Raw genomic sequence first — 19,600 nt, forward strand, 5'->3', positions numbered from 1 at the left:
ACACTCCTCTACTACTCTCTATACTCTGAATATCTACATAGCCATTAACCGCCCGGCCACCCGATGAATCAGTATTCAAGAAATTGCCAGTGATTAAAAAGCCGCTGAATCGAACAAGTCGATCCCCTGTACAGCGCCCTGAGCATCTCTGTAAATTTTGATTGCACTATATCCTCGGGTGTAGACCTCACCGTCCTGACCGATGTAATCCGCGGGACCCAGCGCCCGTTCAAGAGCGGATGGTTGAAGCGCAATCCACTGCTCGTTCACTTTCATCTCCTTAACTTTCGCACCCAGATGCACATAATATACCTGGTCATCGTACAGCCCTACAGTAACATCCTTATAGTGATACTCCGTATAACCGGTAAGCTTGTCGTGAGTAACCTTATCAGGCTTCCCTTTCTTGCCGATTACATCCTTGGTCTGATCACTTAGTGAGATGTCACTCAGCGTATCAAATTCATCCACACGTTCGGACTTTATTCCGGAATGAGAGTACGAAGCCTGCATCACTTGGGAAGAATCCGGACGCGCCGCTGAATTTATTACCTGATCCTGAGCTGTGGCCGATGGCCCGTTAAGGGGAGAAAGTAGTCCGATTAGCAGCAGAATTGCACTCAACATGATGTCCACCCTTTCTTTAAGCTGCTGGTCTATCGATTAGCGGCGAAATTTCTGCCAGGCGCCTGCAGCAAGATCAACCCATTTGACCCAATTGCCAGAGCCCTTCTTGGAGTATGTAGCCTCATAGCTTTGCACCGTCTTCTCCGCAGGTGTCTGCAGCGTAGCCCGTGCGGCTTGTTGCGTAGAGACGCCTGTCTCCCGCGGTGACTTGAATCTCTCAAGCAAAGCCGTAGATACCTGCTTGGCGCTCAGCGTCACCTCATTCAATATTTCGCCTACATTTTTCACCGTTTCAATAACCGGATCAATCTGCTTCATCTTGTGCTGTACATCCTCGGTAATCCCGTTCGCATGCCTAAGCACCGCTTTCACTTCATACGTTAACTCATCAATCGTCTTCTGGACTTCCTGAAGGGTTTGGGATGTTTTATCAAGGGAATTTTCTGCTGCCTTTAACGTTTTGATCAGGAAGATGACCAAGGCTACAAACGCTAAAGCAATAACCGCTACACTAAGCTGCCAAATAAGTGACATCGACATTACCTCTCTTTCTTTCCTCGTAAGCTGTGTTACCCATAGTTACCCCGAGCAGTTTTGGGCGAAACAAAGGAAAATGCTGCCTGGATTATTGCTAAAAGCGCATTGTTTCAATCCAAAACGGCTCGGTTAAAGAGTCAGTACGAGGCGGGGACCAACCCGCACCGGAGCGTATTTGAAATGCCGGTCGCAGAGGCTGGAATTTCAAATGCGGCTGTACTAATCTTCTATGAAAGAAGGATGATCTTCATGTTAAAATGGTCAGTTATTTTTCTGGTCGTTGCCCTTATTGCGGGAATATTGGGATTCTTCAATCTAGTGGTAGCGGCAACAGCTTCCATAGCCAAAATATTGTTCTTCATCTTCCTGGTTCTGTTCATTATCTCTCTCTTCACCGGACGTAATGGACGCCGATCGCTTTAACTGGAGCAAATCGGACATAGCAATAAATTCAACTTATACAGCATAAAATAATGCAAAAAGGCGTTAATAACCAAGTGTCTGCCGGACCTTAGTTATTAACGCCTTTTTGCTCTGTGAACATTCTTGTTCCTGAAGTTACAATAACCGCATAATCTCCAGCCAGTTCAAGGATAGTCTCGCCTCAATGGAATCCTCGTGGAAGATCATATCCTTGACCTTAATCATCTCAGGCAGCTCATTGCCCGGCGGTACACTCACCTGCTTAAGCCCAAGCTGCTCCGGGGTTAAAGTGATCCCCCTAATCTGCACATGGACCGGAGTCAGTACAATGAGCCCTCCCGAAAAGTCCATATCATAAGCCACCTTCGCCCCAAAAGGAATAATCCCCCATCTCCCGTTGATGTCCGCATCAATCCGGTTCCCATGCTGCTTGAATTCCGCACCCGTAACCTGAGCAGGAAGCTCGCCTTTGGCCAAATATTTATCCAGCTTTTGCTTAGCCATCCTGTTGAATTCCTCTGCATTAATCTGAATCACAGGCTTACGGGTATCAATCATCTGGGTAATCTTCGCCTTCCAATCGAGTTCCGTATAGATAAGATCAAGATCCTTGGTCGGACGGATGTATAGAATAATAGCTGCAACTGCCACAATAATCAGGATGAACGGGATAAGAAACCACCATTTTTTCCTCATACTCTCCACACTTTCTCTACTTAATCTTTAACATTCCGCTAACGAAAATCCTCTGACTTTAAAATATTTGTCTGAATTTTGATTCTTAGGTCGCTTGGCTGGTTATTTAAAATATACAAAGCAACACCAAACATATCCTAGGGAGGAAATACCATGAAAAAGCTCGCAGCAATCACAGCATCACTGGCTCTATCCGCCGCTTTCGCAACTGCCGCATCTGCAGACACAGCTCCAGTGACCACTACCACTTCTACCGAAACTACTACAACTACGTCCACACCTGTGGTTACTTCCAGTACTACAAGCTCTCCTATCATCGTCTCAGATCTCATTGTGGCTAACCCACCAAAGAAATGGGAGATCCTGAAAGTAACTACATTCTATAAAGACCCTAACGGCAAAGCATGGGGCAAGCTTGATCCGCAGCTGCTTGAGCCAACTGGCCAAATCATCGGAGATTGGGTAGAAATCTACACTTGGTTAGGTAAAGGCTGGGTATTCGCGCCTGGATATACTAAATAATATAGCATAAAGCCTATATTAACCAAAACCAGCCTCCCGGCGTTTACATAACTGAAACCACCGGCCGGCTCCCAATAAATAACGCCCTGCTCAGACATAAGAGATGTATCTCTTGTCCGGGCAGGGCGTTTTGTGTATTTCGATGAATAGCATTCTATCTAAGTTGTAACGCTGTAACTATTTAATGCAACTATCTATTGGAGCACACTTCCCCCATACAAAAACCGCTTCGCCCATGAACCGGTTAACGTATCTATACGTACGCCTCCCGAGCTGACCGAGTAGGTATGGATCATCTGACCGTTGCCCAGATATACCCCTACATGGTTAATCCGTTCCGTAGTCCTGTCAATCCCTTGATATGCGTCACTGGACGAGCCCTTATAACCCATAAAGAAGATCAAATCCCCCGGACGAAGCTCATTCATGTTGAATACGGCTGTACTGTTGGTCTTGATCCACTGGCCTTGGGCCCTTGAATCCGCCGGCAGTATAATGTTCAGCGCCTCACGGTAGATCTGCCGGGAGAAATCCGAGCAGTCAAAAGTGTCCACTGTAGATCGGTCCGAACCATATTCATAGGGCGTACCCAGATACTTTCTGGCCGTCTGGAACAGAGCTGACAGCTTCTTCTCAAGCTCTGGCTGAGCAGCTGCCTGATCTTGATTGCCTGTCTCCGCATCCCCTCCCGCATTCAGCTTTATGTATTTCTCCGATTTGCTGACGTACCCAGCCTGTCCGCCCGAGGTAACCACCTTGTAGAAATAGGGATGATCCTTTGCGGTAATGCTAACCGTCTCTCCTGCTTTAAGCAGCTTAACAATACGTGCAGAGGTAGATGGACTAACTCTGAGATTCACGCCATATTGAACGGTTCCCGTAAGTCCGGCCTTCTGGACAGTAACAGCAGCCTGCACATGAGATGCGGTGAGTAAGCCTGCATGACCGAGTAGAATCGTAGTGATAAGTCCAACCGCCAAGCTCTTTTTCATGTTGAATCCTCCCTGGGACTGTTCTGAGTTGTGTGTCTGAAATGGGGCTTGTCTGATTTATCGGCATTTCAGCAGGAACTCAACATATGTCTTTCTGCACATTTAGCGATTGATGCTAACTCCCTAACTTCCATTCCTGGACAGGTCTTTATGCCTACTCACAAAAAAATAAGCTATTCCCTGGTCTATTGACCCTGAAATAGCTTACGCCGCCTCGTATGCACACCCGATTCCCTCTCTAGCTAACTTCTGCCCAGGTGCTCCGCCTGCTTGGCCTCTCCCTGTCTTGGCTCCACATGAACATGAACACTCATGATATTATGACGTTCTCCCATTCGGGCTTCGATCAAGTCGCTGATCTCATGACTTTCCGTTACACTAAGTGCCGGGTCCACTTCAATAACAACATCGACCAGCACGTGATTCCCGTGTACCCGGGCCTTCACATCCTTAAGACTCTCTACGCCCGGTATCCGGGCAATCGAGCTCCGCAGATCCTGCAGCTCGTTCTCATCAAAGCCGTCGGTAAGGCGGTATGTGGCATCCTTGAAGATCTCCCAAGCGGTCTTGCAGATGAGCAGCCCTACAGCAATAGCCGCTACGCTATCAAGCCAGGGCAGCCCGAATTGAGCTCCGAATATGCCAATGGCTGCACCAATACTTACAAAGGCATCAGACAAGCTGTCTTTGGCTGTAGCCATCAGCGCCTGATTATTAATTCTTTTGGCCAATCGCCGGTTATACATATAGACACAGAACATGCCGGCCGCGCTCACAAGCGCAATGACTGCCGACAAGGGATCGGGAGCTGCTTTTCCTCCTTCAAAAAGTCCTCTGCCCGCCTCAATCAGCACCTGAATCCCTACCGTTGCCATAATGAATGAAGCCAGCAGTACGGCCACGGTCTCTGCCCTGAAATGTCCATAGGCATGATCTGAATCCGGCGGCTTTCTGGAAATGCGCAGACCGATCAGAATGGCAGTCGAAGCAATGATATCAGTCACGTTGTTGAAGCCATCCGCAAGCAGAGCGCTCGAATGAAATAAATACCCGCTTATCAGCTTCAACGCGGACAGCACCAGGTATGCGGCAATACTGATCATGGCGCCGCGTTCCCCTAGCCTGATCTCTTTATATGTGTCCACTCCTCAGACCACCTCCGCTCTTTCCTGGTTACACAGCTAATCCCCTAGAGGGCCAAAAATACAATATAACCATTATTCCCGTTGTCCGATGTTTTAAAAACGTATAGAATAAGATCAGCGCTCCCATCACACAAAGGAGATGATAACGATGACCGAAGAGACTAAAGAGCCTAAAAAAATCGACCTCGCAGAAGCCATGAGGCTGAAATTACAGCAAAAGAAGCAGAATCAGGCTTCCAATAAACAAGGCCAAAACGGCCTCCAATCCACCAAGACGCTGAAGAGTCAGAACACCAAAAAACCGAACAACCAGCGCCGCCGCACGGGCGGATCCTAGGAGCTCCTATAGAAAATGCTGTCCCTTAAACCCAAGGGACAGCATTTTTTATACTTATGAATTCAGAACTCCGGCTGGATACATCTCCTTGCGCAGCTTCTGAATCTCCTCGTTCTCCAGGTACTCATCATAGGACATTTGACGATCGATTACGCCATTCGGAGTAATCTCGATAATCCGGTTGGCAATCGTCTGAATGAACTGATGGTCATGGGAGTCGAACAGAATCGTGCCGTCGAAATCGATCAGGCCGTTATTGAGGGCCGTAATGGATTCGAGGTCCAAGTGGTTCGTAGGCTCGTCGAAGATCAGCACGTTCGCGCCGTTAAGCATCATCTTCGCCAGCATACAGCGAACCTTCTCTCCCCCGGAGAGCACACTTGCTTTCTTCAGGGCTTCCTCGCCAGCGAACAGCATACGTCCAAGGAATCCGCGAAGGAAGGTCTCATCCTGGTCATTCGAATATTGACGCAGCCACTCCACAAGATTCAGATCAACCTCGTCGAAGTAAGCCGAGTTATCCTTAGGGAAATAAGCCTGGGAAGTCGTCACACCCCAGCTGTACTCACCGGAGTCCGCCTCGGTCTCGCCCATAATGACCTGATACAATGTTGTCTTTGCAAGTCCATCCGGTCCCACAAATGCAATCTTGTCGCCTTTGTTCACGACAAAGCTGACATTGTTCAGCACCGTCTCGCCATCAATAGTCTTGGTCAGGCTGTCAACCGTCAGAAGCTGCTTACCCGCTTCACGCTCCGCCTTGAAGTGAAGGAACGGGTATTTCCGGTTGGAAGGACGAATATCATCCAGGGTGATCTTATCGAGCTGCTTCTTACGGGAAGTCGCCTGCTTCGACTTGGAGGCGTTGGCCGAGAAGCGCTGAATGAACGCCTGCAGCTCCTTGATCTTCTCTTCCTTCTTCTTGTTGGCATCCCGGGTCAGCTTAAGAGCAAGCTGGCTGGACTCATACCAGAAATCGTAGTTGCCCACATACAGCTGGATTTTGCCGAAATCGATATCCGCAATGTGTGTACATACCTTGTTCAGGAAGTGACGGTCATGGGATACCACGATAACAGTGCCTTCATAATCAAGCAGGAAGTTCTCAAGCCAGCGGATCGAGTCAATGTCCAAATGGTTGGTAGGCTCATCGAGCAGCAGGTTATTCGGAGTACCGAACAGGGCCTGAGCAAGCAGGACGCGCACTTTCTCGTTACCGCTGAGCTCGCTCATCTTCTTGTCATGCAGATCTTTCTCGATCCCGAGGCCGATCAGGAGTGAAGCCGCGTCAGACTCCGCATTCCAGCCGTCCATCTCCGCGAACTCGCCTTCCAGCTCACCTGCGCGCAGACCGTCTTCTTCGGAGAAATCCGCCTTGGTATACAGCGCATCCTTCTCCTTCATAATGCTGTATAGACGGGCATGACCCATAATCACCGTTTCGAGAACCGGATATTCATCATATTCGTAATGGTTCTGCTTCAGAACCGCCATACGCTCGCCCGGAGTCATATGAACTTCACCTGTGTTCGGCTCGATCTCTCCAGACAGAATCTTCAGGAACGTGGATTTGCCGGCACCATTCGCGCCGATCAGACCATAACAGTTCCCTGGCGTGAACTTTATATTTACATCTTCGAAAAGTGCTCGTTTTCCATAACGGAGCGTTACACCAGTTGTACTGATCATTAATCATTACCATCCTTTACATCTATTATCACGAATCTAAGATGGAATGAACTAAAGAGGCAATTCATCACTCAGTCTTTAGTTCATTCCATCTAGCTCATCATTATAGCATAGAAATCCCCCGGGGAGGGAACTAACCTTAGCGGGAAGATGTCTCGGATGGCTTAAGCTTCGGATAGCGGAGGGTCTCCCCGTAGAGCAGCACACGAATCGCTTCTTCGGGAATGCCCCGTTTCTTGCGTTCCGCCTCCATGCGGTCCAGCGCTTCGCGCGCCGTATCGTCGGCCAGCTTGAAGGTACCGTAATGCATCGGGACCATCGTCTTGGCCTTCACATCCAGGAACGCCTGAATCGCCTCTTCGGGATTGACGTGCTGTGAGGTCATGAACCACTCGGGCTCATACGCCCCGATCGGCATTAGGGCAACATCGATGTTGTACCGGTCGCCAATATCCTTGAAGCCTTTGAAGTAACCACTGTCCCCGGCAAAATAAATCACAGGATCCCCCTGCTCCTTCTGCTCGGGAGGATCAATCTCCATAACAAACCCTCCCCAATGGGAGGTGTTCGTATCAAAGGGCGTCCTGCGTGTCCAGTGCTGGGTCGGCACGAAGGAGAATTTGACATTCTTCACCGTCAGGTCCTCCCACCACTGCATCTCCTCACATCGGCTGAAGCCTTTGCGAGCCATCTTCCGCTTCAGTCCCACAGGGACCAGGATCGTTGTGTTCTCTCCGTACAGCCGGCGGATGGATGAGATATGCATGTGATCGTAGTGGGAATGGGAGATCAGAATGATATCCACCTTGGGAATGTCTTCAATCGGGATTCCCGGAGATCCGAGCCGCCGCTGAAAAGCCATTCTCGGGGCCCATACCGGGTCGGTCACGATGTTGAGTCCATGATATTGAATCAGGAAAGTCGAGTGCCCGATCCAGGTGATCGTGGTGTCCTCCCTGTTATTCTTCAAATATTCAATCTCGGGTTCCGAGTTAGGGATAACATAAGAATAATCCTTCTTCTTCCTGCGGCGCTCTTCGCGCCATTGGCTGAACTGCTTGAGTGTCTTGTCTGTGCTTACATTATCAATATTGTTAAAGCGGTGTCTGGGCATGAAGAGGGCTCCTCCCTTCCTATTGTACCTGTATAGTCTAATAAAAGGTCTCCCTGTTCCCTCGCCTTTTCTTCATCTTAACCTACTATTACCCCGATTTCCAAATTCACTCTCATCCCTATTTATTCCACAGTATTCGCGGTTTTAAGCGGTCATGACGTCCATACTTAGGAATACGTCATCAATTGTTGTAAAATAGAGGCAAGAACCAAAAAGGAGATGTCATTCATCTATGAAAATCAAATTTATCGAACCGACCCCGAGTCCCAATACGATGAAGCTTCACCTTGACGAGACTCTGGCCCCCGGCCTGCGCAAAACATATACGTCTGATAACGAACGCTCCGCTCCAGCCTGGATTCAGCAGCTGCTGCGTATCCCTGGTGTGAAGAGTATTTTTCATACCGCGGACTTCATCGCGCTCGACCGCAGAGGCAATGCCGAATGGTCCTCCATTCTGGCCAGCGTCCAGGAGCAGTTCGGCCAGGAAGGCGTGGAATCCGCCTGGAAGCCGGACGATGAGGCTCCGAACACGGGCTACGGCGAAGCCCAGGTGTTCGTGCAGTTCTTCCGCAGCATTCCGATGCAGGTCCGTGTGAAGTCCGGCTCCCGTGAGGAGCGGATCTCCCTGTCAGACCGCTTCGTGAATGCGGTGACCGAGGTCGCCAGCGCGACCCTGATCAAAGAGCGCAAGCTCGTGGATTACGGCGTCCGTTATGGCGAGCTTGAAGACATTGCGCGGGAGATCGAACAGGAGATTGAAGCGGCCTTCCCTCCCGAGCGGCTCGCGGAAGTGATCCGCCAGGCCATCGCCCATGGCCGCAGCGAGAACGAATTCGTGGAGGAGCGCCGCGAACTCAGCTTGAATGAGGTGCAGGAGCGGATGCAGAGCGAGGATTGGCGCGTGCGCTATGCCGCGCTGGATGCGCTGCAGCCAAGCGAAGAGGCGCTGCCGCTGCTGGCGGAAGCGCTGCGGGATGCGCAGATGCAGCTGCGGCGGCTCGCCGTGGTCTACCTCGGCGATATCCGGACGCCAGGCGCCATGGCGCTGCTCTACGAAGCGCTGCGCGACAGCTCTGCCGCCGTGCGCCGGACGGCAGGCGACACGCTCTCGGACATCGGCGATCCGGCAGCGACCGGGCCGATGATCCAGGCTTTGTCCGACCGCAGCAAGCTGGTGCGCTGGCGAGCTGCGCGCTTCCTGTATGAAGTCGGGACGGACGACGCCAGAGAAGCGCTTGAAGCAGCAGCGGATGACCCCGAATTCGAGGTCAGTCTGCAGGCGCGGATGGCGCTTGAGCGCATCGAATCCGGGGAGCAGGCAGCAGGAACCGTCTGGCAGCAGATGGCCCGCCGGGGTGAGAGCGGAGTGTCATAAATACGTTGATTTTTTGCATAAATTGTCTGTTGCTGTTCAGTTTTTGTTGATTTATACTGGATGAAGTTTCAGATTCAAATGGTGGTTGTTAGCTGGAAGAGACAATTAAATATTACCTCATCATTTCCTGGATATCAGATGAGGTAGAGGTCGCGGCAAGTGAAGAGTAGACCGGGGAAGGCGTATAAGGACGCTGTCGATCCCGGGATGAAAGGCACTGCCGCCGAAGCGGAACTGTTCCTTATATTACACTTCTGCTGGGGCTGTTGCCGAAAGGGACAGAACTGTCACGTTCGTCCATACCAACGGATGAATGTGTTGAGCTATCTTGTTTGAAGGTATGATGCGGGTATTAGGTACGAAGCCGCGGTAATTTCTTCCGCGGCTTCTTTGGCGCTTCCTCAAGACACATCTTTCCACTCTATATTAAGGAGAATTCATATGAGCAACCGCAAAGCTGCTACTGTATCGCTCAAGACCGGACTCAAAGCCCGCCACATGACGATGATTGCCCTCGGGGGCTCCATCGGGACAGGCCTGTTCCTTGCGAGCGGAGGGGCCATAGCTTCCGCTGGCCCGGGGGGCGCCCTTCTCGCTTATGCCGCCGTCGGCATCATGGTCTACTTTCTGATGACCAGCCTCGGAGAGCTGGCGACCTATATGCCGGATTCCGGCTCGTTCGGCACCTATGCCACCCGGTTCGTAGATCCTTCGCTCGGCTTCGCCCTAGGCTGGAACTTCTGGTATAACTGGGCAATTACCATCGCGGCCGAGCTGTCCGCAGCCACGCTGATTATCAAGTACTGGTTCCCGGACAGCAACTCGTTCTGGTGGAGCCTGCTGTTCCTGGCGGTAATATTCGCCCTGAACATCCTTTCTGTCAAAGGTTACGGCGAGTCTGAATACTGGTTCGCCATCATCAAGATTGCTGTCGTTATTATTTTCCTCGCGGTCGGTGTGCTGATGATTATTGGCATTATCGGCGGAGAGACCGTTGGGTTCAAGAACTTCACCATTGGAGATGCTCCATTCCACGGCGGCTTCTTCGCCTTCCTCGGCGTGTTCATGGCTGCGGGCTTCTCCTTCCAGGGCACGGAGCTGATCGGAGTTGCCGCCGGAGAAAGCGAGAATCCGCGGCAGAACGTACCCAAGGCCATTCGCCAGGTGTTCTGGCGTATTCTGATCTTCTACATTCTGGCGATCACGGTCATCAGCTTGATCATTCCCTATACCAACCCGGACCTGCTTAAGAGCGGTGTAGATAACATTGGTGTCAGCCCGTTCACGCTGGTGTTCGAGAAGGCCGGGCTTGCTTTTGCCGCCTCGGTCATGAACGCGGTTATTCTCTCCTCCGTGCTGTCAGCCGGCAACTCGGGAATGTATGCTTCCTCCCGGGTCTTATATGGCCTTGCCAAGGAAGGCAAGGCACCGAAGTTCCTGGCCAAGCTGAATCACCGCGGAATTCCGGTTAATGCGCTGCTGCTGACAACCTTGGTCGGCATGGCGGCTTTCCTGGCCTCGATGTTCGGAGACGGAGTTGTCTACGCCTGGCTGCTGAATGCCTCGGGGATGTGCGGCTTCATCACGTGGCTCGGCATCGCGGTCTGCCATTACCGCTTCAGACGGGCTTATGTAGCCCAGGGACTGGATCTGAACAAGCTGCCTTACAAAGCACGCTGGTTCCCGTTTGGCCCGCTGTTTGCTTTTGTACTCTGCTTCATCGTTATTCTCGGCCAGAGCTATAGCGCCATTTCGGAGAACGGGATCGACTGGTATGGCATTCTTGTCTCTTATATCAGCATACCGCTGTTCCTGGTCGTATGGCTCGGATACAAGTGGATCAAACGCACCAAAGTCATTCCACTTGAGCAATGTGACGTGACCACAGGCGCGCACCTAGACTAACGAGCTCTTCATATCCGCATACAAAAAGGGAATGTCCACAGACCGCAAGGTCAGTAGACATTCCCTTTCATTTGTTACTCTAATCCTCCCAATTCACTCTAACTTTAAGATCAGAAGTACCCTCAAGAGGTTCATTGTAATAAGTAATATGACGGATATCGAGATCGTACAGCTGGGTGAGATCCCTCGTTAGCTGCTCCTCAGTGCCTGAATAACGAAGCGTTGCCGTATTCTTGCCCTGCTTGATGGCCTCAAGTACTTTGGCTTTCAGTCCTTCAGCCGTGTTCACGGCAGCTCCGGTCTGATACAAACTGTATCCCAGATCCTCCTGAAGGGATTCATAGGCCGCTTTGCTTGCCCCGCTAGCCGACTTCCAGAGCGATTGCAGAGTATCTTTATAATCGGTTCCAGCCCCGGGGTACGAACGCGTCCAGCTGTGATCCCGCTTCATTTGCTTATCAGTTCGAAGATAGTAATTATAATGCACCTGTCCGGCCTTATCCGGTGTCGGATCATCCCAGGTCGTATCCATGTGGTACCACTGTCCCTGCAGCTTCAGTAGATTCCAGGCATGCAGCTGCCCTCCGGCTGTCCCTTCCACGATCAGATTGGGTACTTTCGCTTCAAGTAATAATTTATAAGCAAGTAGAGAGTAGCCCTGACATACCGCCTCTCCCGTCTTCAGGCCTTCATAAGCCGTATATTTACGTAAAGTTGTATCATATTTCAGATGAAGCACAATCCAGTCGTGCAGCGCTTTTACCTTTTGATGATCATTCATTCCGGGCTTGATCACACTTTTCACAATTTGCTTCACACGGCTGTCCACTTCTTTGGTCTGCGCAGCCGATTCCCTGTATACGAACCGCACGGTCACTACGGCGGAAGCCGATGTTCCCCGCCAGCTGAACGAGTAGCTGTCTGTAATATACTTGGTATATACATCCGACTCAAGAGCTCCGGTTATTGCCTTGCTTAGCAGGGAGCGAAGCTTCGAGGTCTGTCCCTTATAGGTGAACGTAGTAGTGCTGAGCCGGGCCTTCGCTGCGCTCGTCAGCTTGCTCTGAATTTGGCCGGCGGTTGTCAACGCACTTTGCTCAGATCCGGCGTATACAACGGCTCCCCAGTTGGCTGCTGAGGGGATATATCCAAAAAGCAGCGAGCCTGTCAACACGATCATTGCACCTTCCAACCAGCGTTTCCTCATTGCCGCTTCCGCCCTTCTCCAGACTGCTGTCTCCCGGAGGCTCCATGTCCTCGTCATCTATCCGGGATTGCTACCTGGCAATATTGTATCATAGCCCGGCAGGTCAAAGGCCTTCTAGTTTTGTCGACTGCTCGGGACAAGCCCCGCAGCTTTGTTCATACAATAGACGTATTTCGGCCCGATTTTCCCCTGAAAAAACAACCCAAAAAACCGGATTTTCGTTATAATAAAATTAAAAGTGTGATCATTCTCATTGCACAAGTCTGTAACTTATAGAAGCGGAGTGAAGAGAGTCATGACGATCCCGAATATTTCTGACATTTCCGTGCAGATGTTCGTTACTGTATTTTTCTTTCTGCTGATTATAGCGCCGCTCTTCAGTCTGGGCGCTCTTCGTCTGTTCCAATCCAGGAAGAAAGCCGGATTCACTCTGATTGGAGCCGGTGTAGCAGGTTATTTGGTCTTTATGCTTGTTGTTAATCTCATAACCTGAATGCGATTGCAGACGGGATGTCTGAATAACACAATACAAGCTATTATCACAGCAAAAAGGCACTTCCGGCAGACTACAGCATGGTCTGCATAGGAAGTGCCTTATTATATAATATTAGATAGCGGCTAAAGCCTTATCGAATTGCAGCTTGTTCATCCCTACAATCTTGAATTCGCCGATCAAAGTAACCGGAACTGCCCGCATACCCATATCAAATACCTGCTGTGCAAATTCTTCGTTCGTCTCCACATTGCGCTCCTCAAAGGACACGCCTTTCTCGGTCAGGAAGCTCTTCACCTGTTTGCAGTGAGGGCAGTTCGTACTTGTGTATACAATCGCTTGTTCCATGATTTATTCACTCCTGTTCAATTGTTGTTGCATAAATGCCCTAATACTTAGGAACATCTATTGCAGGATAATCATCTATTACATCCGAACGTCTATTCCATCGCGAACGTCTATCGCATGATGAGCGTCTTCTATTGCATCACGAACGTCTATTCCATGATGAGCACCTGTTACTGAACCGCAGCCTCATGCTCCAGACTTTCAATATACTTCTCCGCATCAATGGCAGCCATACATCCACTGCCCGCCGCTGTAATCGCTTGACGGTAACGAGTGTCCTGAACATCACCACAGGCAAATACACCTTTGACATTGGTCTCGGAAGTTCCCGGTTTCACCACGATATATCCGTTCTCATCCGTAGTGATCTGGCCTCCAAGGAAGCCGGTATTCGGGTGATGCCCGATGGCCACGAATACACCGCTGGCTTCAATAATCTCTTCTTCGCCGGTCACGTTGTTAAGTACCTTCAGACCCGTTACCCCGCGTTCTCCTGCGATAACTTCAACCGGAGTCCGGTTAAGTGCCCATTCTACCTTCTCATTCGCGCGAACGCGGTCCTGCATAATCTTCGAAGCGCGCAGCTCCTCGCGGCGGTGAACCAAAGTTACCTTGGATGCGAACCGGGTCAGGAAGCCCGCTTCCTCAAGCGCCGAATCCCCGCCTCCGACAACGATAATTTCTTTGCCCCGGAAGAAGAACCCGTCACAGGTCGCACATGTGCTGACACCGCGCCCCACATTGTCCTGTTCACCTGGGATTCCAAGATATTTGGCGGTAGCGCCTGTTGACAGAATCAGAGTCTCCGTCACCAGTTCCCCAAGACCCTCTACCTGAAGCTTGAATGGACGGCTGCTTGTATCCACACTGTTCACCCAGCCTGTACGGAACTCGGCGCCGAAGCGTTCAGCCTGCTTACGCATGTTGTCCATGAGCTCAGGCCCCATGATCCCTTCAGGGAATCCAGGGAAATTCTCAACTTCTGTAGTGGTCGTCAGCTGTCCACCAGGCTGAGGTCCTTCTATGATGAGCGGGCTGAGGTTGGCGCGCGCCAGATAGATCGCGGCGGTCAGACCCGCAGGTCCAGTTCCAACAATAATAGATTTATACATACCAATCGTCTCCTTCAAATGGCTTGGATCATTATATTTTTCTGAAAATTACAAGCTGTTTACTTTGTATCATCATTATCTTAAATCCCCCATGAATCGTCAATATTGCTAACGGACACGTTCAGTGAAGGTTAAATGAAGGTATGATGAAGATGCTATCTAAGCAGTCTTAATCCATTCAGAATGACAAGAATCGTACTTCCTTCATGCCCGATTACCCCAAGCGGCAGAGGAATTCCCTGTACGAAATTGCCGGCAATCAGGAGCAGGATCACACTGATCGCAAAAGCGATATTCATCTTCACAATCCGTCTTGCCCGGCGGGACAAGGTGATGGCCCCGGCAATCCGCTCCAGATCGTCATTCATCAGGACCACATCCGCGACTTCGAGCGCGGTGCCGCTTCCGCTTGCCCCCATCGCTATGCCTACCGAAGCGGTGGCCAGGGCCGGAGCGTCATTAACCCCATCGCCGACCATGACAACATGGCCATACTTCTCACGCAGCATTTTAATATGCTCCACTTTCCCGGCAGGCAGCAGATCCCCGTATACCTGATCCACTCCGGCTTCGCGTCCAATGGCAGTCGCCGTTATGTTATGATCCCCCGTAAGCATGGCAGTCTGTATGCCAAGCTTGCGCAGCCGTGCTACAGCTTCCCTTGCCTGAGGACGAATATTGTCCCTGAGCGCAAGAAGACCGACCGGACAATCCCGGTGCACAACCACAGATATCGTCTTGCCTTCCGACTCCAGCTTGAGGATCTCCTCCCTACACCATTCGGGCAGTCCGGCTCCCATAGCAGAGGGCTTGCCGATCTTCCATACTTCCCCGCCGACCCGGGCTTCAATCCCCCACCCTGCAACACTCTTCATTTCTTCTGCAGGCAGCAATTCAAGCCCTCTCTTCTCTGCTTCCTTCACGATTGCCCGCGCCAGCGGATGATCGGACAGATTCTCCGCTGAAGCGCAGTAACGCAGGACTTCATCCGGTTCATACCCGTCAGCCACGATCAGATCCGTTACTTCAGGAGCTCCCATTGTAAGCGTTCCAGTCTTGTCGAAAGCCACGACAGAGGTGTATCCCAGATTCTCAAGATGGGCGCCTCCCTTGAACAGAAGACCCTTGCGCGCTCCATTCGATATCGCGGACAGCATAGCCGGCATAATGGAAGAGACAAGCGCGCAGGGTGAAGCAACCACAAGGAAGACCATCGATTTGTAAAAGCTCATTTCCCACGTCCACCCCAGCACCAGTGGTGCCAGAACCACCAGACACAAGGTAACTCCCACGACAATTCGTGCGTATATGCCCTCGAACCGCTGAATGAACCGCTGCGTGCGGGGAACCTCGCTCTGGGCTTCCTCTACAAGTGTAATAATCTTGGAGAACAACGATCCTTCTGATGGGCAGTTGACTTTAATATATAGTGCACCCTCTCCGTTCAAAGTTCCCGCATAGACTCCCGCGCCAGCTGTCTTATCCACCGGTATCGACTCACCGGTAATGGATGCCTGGTTCACAGATGAGCTTCCACTCTCAATGACTCCATCAGCCGGGATGACTTCTCCCGGCTTAACCAGCAGCAGATCGCCGACCTCAAGCTCCGTGACGGGTACCACTTTCATTCCCCCTTTGTCAATACGGAGAGCCGTCTCCGGCTTCAGGGAGATCAGAGCGGAGATATCCTTACGGCTTCGCTCTGTGGCGAATGACTCCAGAGCACCGCTTAACGCGAAGATAAAGATCAGCATTGCTCCTTCGTTCCAATACCCAATAGCCGCAGCGCCCATAGCGGCTGCGATCATGAGCAGATTAACATCCAGATCCCGTTCCTTCACCAACGTCTCAATCCCGTCTCTGGCCTTGCCCCAGCCGCCAACCGCATAAGCGGTCACATAGACAAGGACGGACAGCAGCGGGACCCAGTCATGCATGCCCCAGGCCATCAGCATCAGCGCTCCGCTTCCAAGCGCCTGAAGCATCTCCTTATGGCGGAGCAGACTTCCCAGAGTCTGCCGCCTGTTGCGGCGGGGCCCCGGTTTATTTGCCATTTTGTTCGCGGCGGGAATGGATTTGTGAATAGCTTGCATATGAATCACGTTCCTTTCTAATTGAGAATGAGACCCGTTATTAATCCCCTTAAAACAGCACATGCTGCTTCCGGGGAACCCCGAAAGCAGCATGCTTATTGAGAATGATAATCATTGTTGTAGTGGTACAATATTGTTTCCCATTTACAACTTTGAATTTATTCTAATCCTTTCCCCTTTATTTGTAAAGGGGCCATGAACCGCGGCGCCAGGAGTCTCTGCATTCAAAAAGTAGACATAACAAAAAGAATGCTCATGCGGATAATCACGCCAGCATTCTTCTTAAGAATTTAACACTTATAATCCCAAAGCGGGTACAGCGGCCGCAAATTCAAGCCTTTCCTCAGATACAAGTGCATTCAGCCATATTAATTGTGTAAGCCCATCTTAACTACAGTCCTAATTCTGCTCGGCTGCCATCCGGTTAGTCAGTGTGCCCAATTTCTCAATCTCGATGGTTACGATATCTCCAGCCTTAAGGTATATCTGCTTCTCCGGCGGGTAGCCCAGCACGACACCCTCCGGTGTGCCGGTGAGGATAATGTCGCCTGGAACCAGCGTCATATGCTGTGAGATATAGCTGACGATTTCCTCCACTCCAAAGATCATATCCGATGTGTTCGAATGCTGCCGGATCTCTCCGTTCACGCTGCACTTGATCTCCAGCTGGTTCGGGTCCCCAACTTCATCGGCTGTAACGAGATAGGGCCCAAGCGGGGAGAACTTGTCACAGGATTTGCCCAGCAGCCACTGCGGGGTTCGCATCTGAAGATCACGGGCGGACAGATCATTAGCTGCGCAGTAACCGAACACGTAATCCAGCGCCTGTTCCTGCGGAACATATTTGGCCTCCTTGCCGATAACAATGACCAGCTCTGCCTCGTAATCCACCTTGTCCGACACTCTAGGAAGGGGGATATCCTCGCCATGAGCGGCGATGGCATTGTTGAACTTATTGAACAGGATCGGGTATTCCGGAACTTGGGCACCGGTCTCTTGGGCATGCTTGCGGTAATTCAGCCCCACACAGATGATTTTGTCCGGATTTGTCACACTGGCCGCCCATTCCAGTTCCTCCTCCTGCAGCCATAACCCAGAATGTCCATTCTCCTCGGCAGTCAACTGCTTAGCGTATCTTTCCAAAGTTCGAACCGCATCTTGGCCGCCCTCAATTACTTGATGCACCGTAACCGGAACAGGGGTCTCAGATTCCGCTGGAAAGGTATCCAGCGCTCTCGCTACATCCAGCACTCCCCGCTCGGTCACCACCCCCAGTCTTACACCGTTCTCTGTTTTGAAGTTTAACAGCTTCATTTCCACTAGCCTCCTTAAGTGTTTTGCCAATCCACATTTCTACTGCCAATGTATGGACGATCTATCATTTACGTTAGACTGTAGCCCTTTCCCGGGCAAATAACAAGCGGGCAGGCCTGTATACCTCCTTCTCTGCGGAAGTTCGTTCTCAACTTGAGGTAACCAGCCTGAACACGCAGTCTTTAGTTCAATCCATATAAAAAGTAAAAAACGCCGCATCCCCCACAGGAGCTACGGCGTTTCAAGGTATTAATTAGATCATTTACGCCTGGCTGGCCTTGATGGCCTGCTCAAGATCATACAGAATATCATCAATCGACTCGGTGCCGATCGATAAGCGAATCAAGCCTGGCGTCACGCCAGCGCTCGCCTGCTCTTCTTCCGTAAGCTGCAGGTGAGTTGTGCTTGCCGGGTGAATAATCAGGGATTTGGAATCACCGACATTGGCCAGGTGGGAGAACAGCTTCACGCTATGAATCAGCTTGCGTCCAGATTCAATGCCGCCTTTGATGCCGAAGGTAAGAATAGCACCTTGACCTTTAGGCAGATATTTCTTGGCCAGTTCATATGAAGCATGACTCGGCAGACCCGCGTAGCTGACCCATTCCACATCCTCATGGGCTTCCAGGTACTGGGCGACCTTGAGCGCATTCTGGCTGTGACGCTCTACTCTCAGGTGCAGAGTCTCAAGCCCTTGCAGCAGCAGCCAAGAGTTGAACGGAGATAATGAAGCCCCGAGATCACGCTGAAGCTGTACACGGGCCTTGATAATATAAGCGAGAGGTCCCACCGCATCGGTATAGACAACTCCATTGTAGCTTGGGTCAGGCTCAGTCAGACCCGGGAATTTGCCGCTTGCCTTCCAGTCGAACTTGCCGCTGTCCACAATGACGCCGCCGATCGTTGTTCCGTGTCCGCCAATGAACTTCGTGGCAGAGTGCACGACAACGTCAGCTCCAAATTCAATCGGACGCAGCAAATAAGGGCTTGGGAATGTATTATCCACGATCAGCGGAAGGCCATTCTCATGCGCAATGGCTGCAACCGCCTCGATATCGAGTACATCTCCCTTAGGATTACCAAGAGTCTCGGCATACAAAGCCTTGGTCTTGTCAGTAATCGCAGCCCGGAAATCCTCCGGATTGGAGGCATCCACGAAAGTCACTTTAATGCCGAGCTTCGCAAGCGTAGTTGAGAATAAGTTATAAGTTCCGCCGTAGAGTGTCGATGAAGATACAATCTCATCTCCCGCCCCGGCAATGTTTAGAATGGAGAACGTGATTGCAGCCTGTCCAGAGGAGGTTGCAAGTGCCCCAACTCCACCCTCAAGCTCGGCAATCCGTTTCTCAAATACATCATTGGTCGGGTTCATGATCCGGGAATAAATATTGCCGAATTCCTTGAGACCGAACAGATTCGCCGCATGTTCGGTATCACGGAACCCGTAAGAGGTAGTCTGATAGATTGGTACTGCACGGGATTGTGTGGTTGGATCAATTTCTTGTCCACCGTGAATGGCCAAGGTTTCAAAGGCTAGCTTGCGTTCTTCTGACATGAATAAAATCCTCCTTCTCAAGTAACAAATACTGCAGAATGAAATGCATTTTCCATATTCTCTCACACAATCTGCTATTTGAAAAGACTATTCCGACAAAAATAGTGTGTTTT

The 19,600-nt window shown here is 50.9% G+C and carries 19 protein-coding genes and 1 riboswitch; of the genes, 6 read left to right on the top strand and 13 right to left on the bottom strand.

Annotated elements, in window-relative coordinates:
* Window positions 1-93: 93 nt before the first annotated feature.
* Both LDO05_RS15275 and LDO05_RS15280 read right to left on the bottom strand, forming a co-directional pair.
* Complete coding sequence (locus tag LDO05_RS15275) at window positions 94-627, bottom strand: hypothetical protein (protein WP_251376200.1); 534 nt, start codon at window positions 625-627, stop codon at window positions 94-96.
* Between the two features lie 36 nt (window positions 628-663).
* Window positions 664-1,161: a DUF948 domain-containing protein gene (locus LDO05_RS15280; RefSeq protein ID WP_251376201.1), complete on the bottom strand. Its 498-nt coding sequence runs from the start codon at window positions 1,159-1,161 to the stop codon at window positions 664-666.
* A 252-nt stretch (window positions 1,162-1,413) separates the two neighbouring features.
* Between LDO05_RS15280 and LDO05_RS15285 the strand changes: the two genes are divergently transcribed.
* Window positions 1,414-1,587, top strand: a complete 174-nt coding sequence (locus LDO05_RS15285) for a DUF1328 domain-containing protein (protein WP_251376203.1) — start codon at window positions 1,414-1,416, stop codon at window positions 1,585-1,587.
* A gap of 135 nt (window positions 1,588-1,722) precedes the next feature.
* Here LDO05_RS15285 and LDO05_RS15290 read toward each other — a convergent pair whose 3' ends face one another.
* Window positions 1,723-2,283 carry a hypothetical protein gene (locus LDO05_RS15290; protein ID WP_251376205.1) on the bottom strand — a complete coding sequence of 187 codons (561 nt, stop codon included), beginning with the start codon at window positions 2,281-2,283 and terminating at the stop codon, window positions 1,723-1,725.
* 153 nt (window positions 2,284-2,436) lie between these two features.
* On the opposite strand from LDO05_RS15290, the gene LDO05_RS15295 reads away from it, so the two are divergent.
* Entirely contained in the window at window positions 2,437-2,805 is a 369-nt protein-coding gene (locus tag LDO05_RS15295; protein WP_251376206.1) for a hypothetical protein, read from the top strand.
* Window positions 2,806-2,999: 194 nt separating this feature from the next.
* On the opposite strand, the gene LDO05_RS15300 is transcribed toward LDO05_RS15295, so the two are convergent.
* Both LDO05_RS15300 and LDO05_RS15305 read right to left on the bottom strand, forming a co-directional pair.
* Window positions 3,000-3,797, bottom strand: a complete 798-nt coding sequence (locus tag LDO05_RS15300; RefSeq protein ID WP_251376207.1) for a C40 family peptidase — start codon at window positions 3,795-3,797, stop codon at window positions 3,000-3,002.
* Between the two features lie 242 nt (window positions 3,798-4,039).
* Window positions 4,040-4,900: a cation diffusion facilitator family transporter gene (locus LDO05_RS15305; RefSeq protein ID WP_276575595.1), complete on the bottom strand. Its 861-nt coding sequence runs from the start codon at window positions 4,898-4,900 to the stop codon at window positions 4,040-4,042.
* Window positions 4,901-5,090: 190 nt separating this feature from the next.
* Between LDO05_RS15305 and LDO05_RS15310 the strand changes: the two genes are divergently transcribed.
* Window positions 5,091-5,279: a hypothetical protein gene (locus LDO05_RS15310; RefSeq protein WP_251376209.1), complete on the top strand. Its 189-nt coding sequence runs from the start codon at window positions 5,091-5,093 to the stop codon at window positions 5,277-5,279.
* A 54-nt stretch (window positions 5,280-5,333) separates the two neighbouring features.
* Here LDO05_RS15310 and LDO05_RS15315 read toward each other — a convergent pair whose 3' ends face one another.
* Both LDO05_RS15315 and LDO05_RS15320 read right to left on the bottom strand, forming a co-directional pair.
* On the bottom strand, window positions 5,334-6,968 hold the full coding sequence (locus tag LDO05_RS15315; RefSeq protein ID WP_251376210.1) for an ABC-F family ATP-binding cassette domain-containing protein: 1,635 nt from the start codon (window positions 6,966-6,968) through the stop codon (window positions 5,334-5,336).
* 139 nt (window positions 6,969-7,107) lie between these two features.
* Window positions 7,108-8,082, bottom strand: coding sequence for an MBL fold metallo-hydrolase (locus LDO05_RS15320; RefSeq protein WP_251376212.1), 975 nt, complete (start codon window positions 8,080-8,082; stop codon window positions 7,108-7,110).
* A gap of 232 nt (window positions 8,083-8,314) precedes the next feature.
* Between LDO05_RS15320 and LDO05_RS15325 the strand changes: the two genes are divergently transcribed.
* Together LDO05_RS15325 and LDO05_RS15330 are read left to right on the top strand one after the other, a co-directional pair.
* Window positions 8,315-9,460 carry a virulence factor gene (locus LDO05_RS15325; protein WP_251376214.1) on the top strand — a complete coding sequence of 382 codons (1,146 nt, stop codon included), beginning with the start codon at window positions 8,315-8,317 and terminating at the stop codon, window positions 9,458-9,460.
* Window positions 9,461-9,596: 136 nt separating this feature from the next.
* A riboswitch (Lysine riboswitch) is annotated at window positions 9,597-9,794 on the top strand.
* Between the two features lie 107 nt (window positions 9,795-9,901).
* Window positions 9,902-11,365, top strand: coding sequence for an amino acid permease (locus LDO05_RS15330; RefSeq protein WP_251376216.1), 1,464 nt, complete (start codon window positions 9,902-9,904; stop codon window positions 11,363-11,365).
* A gap of 79 nt (window positions 11,366-11,444) precedes the next feature.
* On the opposite strand, the gene LDO05_RS15335 is transcribed toward LDO05_RS15330, so the two are convergent.
* The gene (locus tag LDO05_RS15335) at window positions 11,445-12,629 is read right to left on the bottom strand and encodes a transglutaminase domain-containing protein (RefSeq protein ID WP_251376217.1); all 1,185 of its coding nucleotides are present in this window, start codon (window positions 12,627-12,629) and stop codon (window positions 11,445-11,447) included.
* A gap of 238 nt (window positions 12,630-12,867) precedes the next feature.
* Here LDO05_RS15335 and LDO05_RS15340 point away from each other — a divergent pair, with 238 nt between their 5' ends.
* Window positions 12,868-13,065 carry a hypothetical protein gene (locus LDO05_RS15340; protein ID WP_251376219.1) on the top strand — a complete coding sequence of 66 codons (198 nt, stop codon included), beginning with the start codon at window positions 12,868-12,870 and terminating at the stop codon, window positions 13,063-13,065.
* A 114-nt stretch (window positions 13,066-13,179) separates the two neighbouring features.
* Here the strand turns inward: LDO05_RS15340 and LDO05_RS15345 are convergent, their stop codons facing one another.
* From LDO05_RS15345 to LDO05_RS15365, 5 genes are all read right to left on the bottom strand, one after another.
* Complete coding sequence (locus LDO05_RS15345) at window positions 13,180-13,413, bottom strand: glutaredoxin family protein (protein ID WP_251376220.1); 234 nt, start codon at window positions 13,411-13,413, stop codon at window positions 13,180-13,182.
* Window positions 13,414-13,583: 170 nt separating this feature from the next.
* The gene (gene trxB / locus LDO05_RS15350; RefSeq protein ID WP_251376221.1) at window positions 13,584-14,525 is read right to left on the bottom strand and encodes a thioredoxin-disulfide reductase; all 942 of its coding nucleotides are present in this window, start codon (window positions 14,523-14,525) and stop codon (window positions 13,584-13,586) included.
* A 155-nt stretch (window positions 14,526-14,680) separates the two neighbouring features.
* Window positions 14,681-16,618, bottom strand: coding sequence for a heavy metal translocating P-type ATPase (locus LDO05_RS15355; RefSeq protein WP_251376222.1), 1,938 nt, complete (start codon window positions 16,616-16,618; stop codon window positions 14,681-14,683).
* Window positions 16,619-17,017: 399 nt separating this feature from the next.
* A complete protein-coding gene (locus LDO05_RS15360) occupies window positions 17,018-17,932 on the bottom strand; it encodes a fumarylacetoacetate hydrolase family protein (RefSeq protein WP_251376223.1) in 915 nt (304 codons plus the stop codon).
* 262 nt (window positions 17,933-18,194) lie between these two features.
* Window positions 18,195-19,487, bottom strand: a complete 1,293-nt coding sequence (locus LDO05_RS15365) for a homocysteine synthase (RefSeq protein WP_251376225.1) — start codon at window positions 19,485-19,487, stop codon at window positions 18,195-18,197.
* Window positions 19,488-19,600 lie beyond the last annotated feature (113 nt).

It is taken from the genome of Paenibacillus sp. YPG26 (assembly GCF_023704175.1).
Taxonomy (GTDB): Bacteria; Bacillota; Bacilli; order Paenibacillales; family Paenibacillaceae; genus Fontibacillus.

What these genes read in the sequence shown, in the direction of transcription:
- LDO05_RS15275 (WP_251376200.1), bottom strand. Translation starts at nt 627, where the DNA reads ATGTTGAGTGCAATTCTGCTGCTAATCGGACTACTTTCTCCCCTTAAC.
- LDO05_RS15280 (WP_251376201.1), bottom strand. Translation starts at nt 1,161, where the DNA reads ATGTCACTTATTTGGCAGCTTAGTGTAGCGGTTATTGCTTTAGCGTTT.
- LDO05_RS15285 (WP_251376203.1), top strand. Translation starts at nt 1,414, where the DNA reads ATGTTAAAATGGTCAGTTATTTTTCTGGTCGTTGCCCTTATTGCGGGA.
- LDO05_RS15290 (WP_251376205.1), bottom strand. Translation starts at nt 2,283, where the DNA reads ATGAGGAAAAAATGGTGGTTTCTTATCCCGTTCATCCTGATTATTGTG.
- LDO05_RS15295 (WP_251376206.1), top strand. Translation starts at nt 2,437, where the DNA reads ATGAAAAAGCTCGCAGCAATCACAGCATCACTGGCTCTATCCGCCGCT.
- LDO05_RS15300 (WP_251376207.1), bottom strand. Translation starts at nt 3,797, where the DNA reads ATGAAAAAGAGCTTGGCGGTTGGACTTATCACTACGATTCTACTCGGT.
- LDO05_RS15305 (WP_276575595.1), bottom strand. Translation starts at nt 4,900, where the DNA reads ATGATCAGTATTGCCGCATACCTGGTGCTGTCCGCGTTGAAGCTGATA.
- LDO05_RS15310 (WP_251376209.1), top strand. Translation starts at nt 5,091, where the DNA reads ATGACCGAAGAGACTAAAGAGCCTAAAAAAATCGACCTCGCAGAAGCC.
- LDO05_RS15315 (WP_251376210.1), bottom strand. Translation starts at nt 6,968, where the DNA reads ATGATCAGTACAACTGGTGTAACGCTCCGTTATGGAAAACGAGCACTT.
- LDO05_RS15320 (WP_251376212.1), bottom strand. Translation starts at nt 8,082, where the DNA reads ATGCCCAGACACCGCTTTAACAATATTGATAATGTAAGCACAGACAAG.
- LDO05_RS15325 (WP_251376214.1), top strand. Translation starts at nt 8,315, where the DNA reads ATGAAAATCAAATTTATCGAACCGACCCCGAGTCCCAATACGATGAAG.
- LDO05_RS15330 (WP_251376216.1), top strand. Translation starts at nt 9,902, where the DNA reads ATGAGCAACCGCAAAGCTGCTACTGTATCGCTCAAGACCGGACTCAAA.
- LDO05_RS15335 (WP_251376217.1), bottom strand. Translation starts at nt 12,629, where the DNA reads ATGACGAGGACATGGAGCCTCCGGGAGACAGCAGTCTGGAGAAGGGCG.
- LDO05_RS15340 (WP_251376219.1), top strand. Translation starts at nt 12,868, where the DNA reads ATGACGATCCCGAATATTTCTGACATTTCCGTGCAGATGTTCGTTACT.
- LDO05_RS15345 (WP_251376220.1), bottom strand. Translation starts at nt 13,413, where the DNA reads ATGGAACAAGCGATTGTATACACAAGTACGAACTGCCCTCACTGCAAA.
- trxB (WP_251376221.1), bottom strand. Translation starts at nt 14,525, where the DNA reads ATGTATAAATCTATTATTGTTGGAACTGGACCTGCGGGTCTGACCGCC.
- LDO05_RS15355 (WP_251376222.1), bottom strand. Translation starts at nt 16,618, where the DNA reads ATGCAAGCTATTCACAAATCCATTCCCGCCGCGAACAAAATGGCAAAT.
- LDO05_RS15360 (WP_251376223.1), bottom strand. Translation starts at nt 17,932, where the DNA reads ATGAAGCTGTTAAACTTCAAAACAGAGAACGGTGTAAGACTGGGGGTG.
- LDO05_RS15365 (WP_251376225.1), bottom strand. Translation starts at nt 19,487, where the DNA reads ATGTCAGAAGAACGCAAGCTAGCCTTTGAAACCTTGGCCATTCACGGT.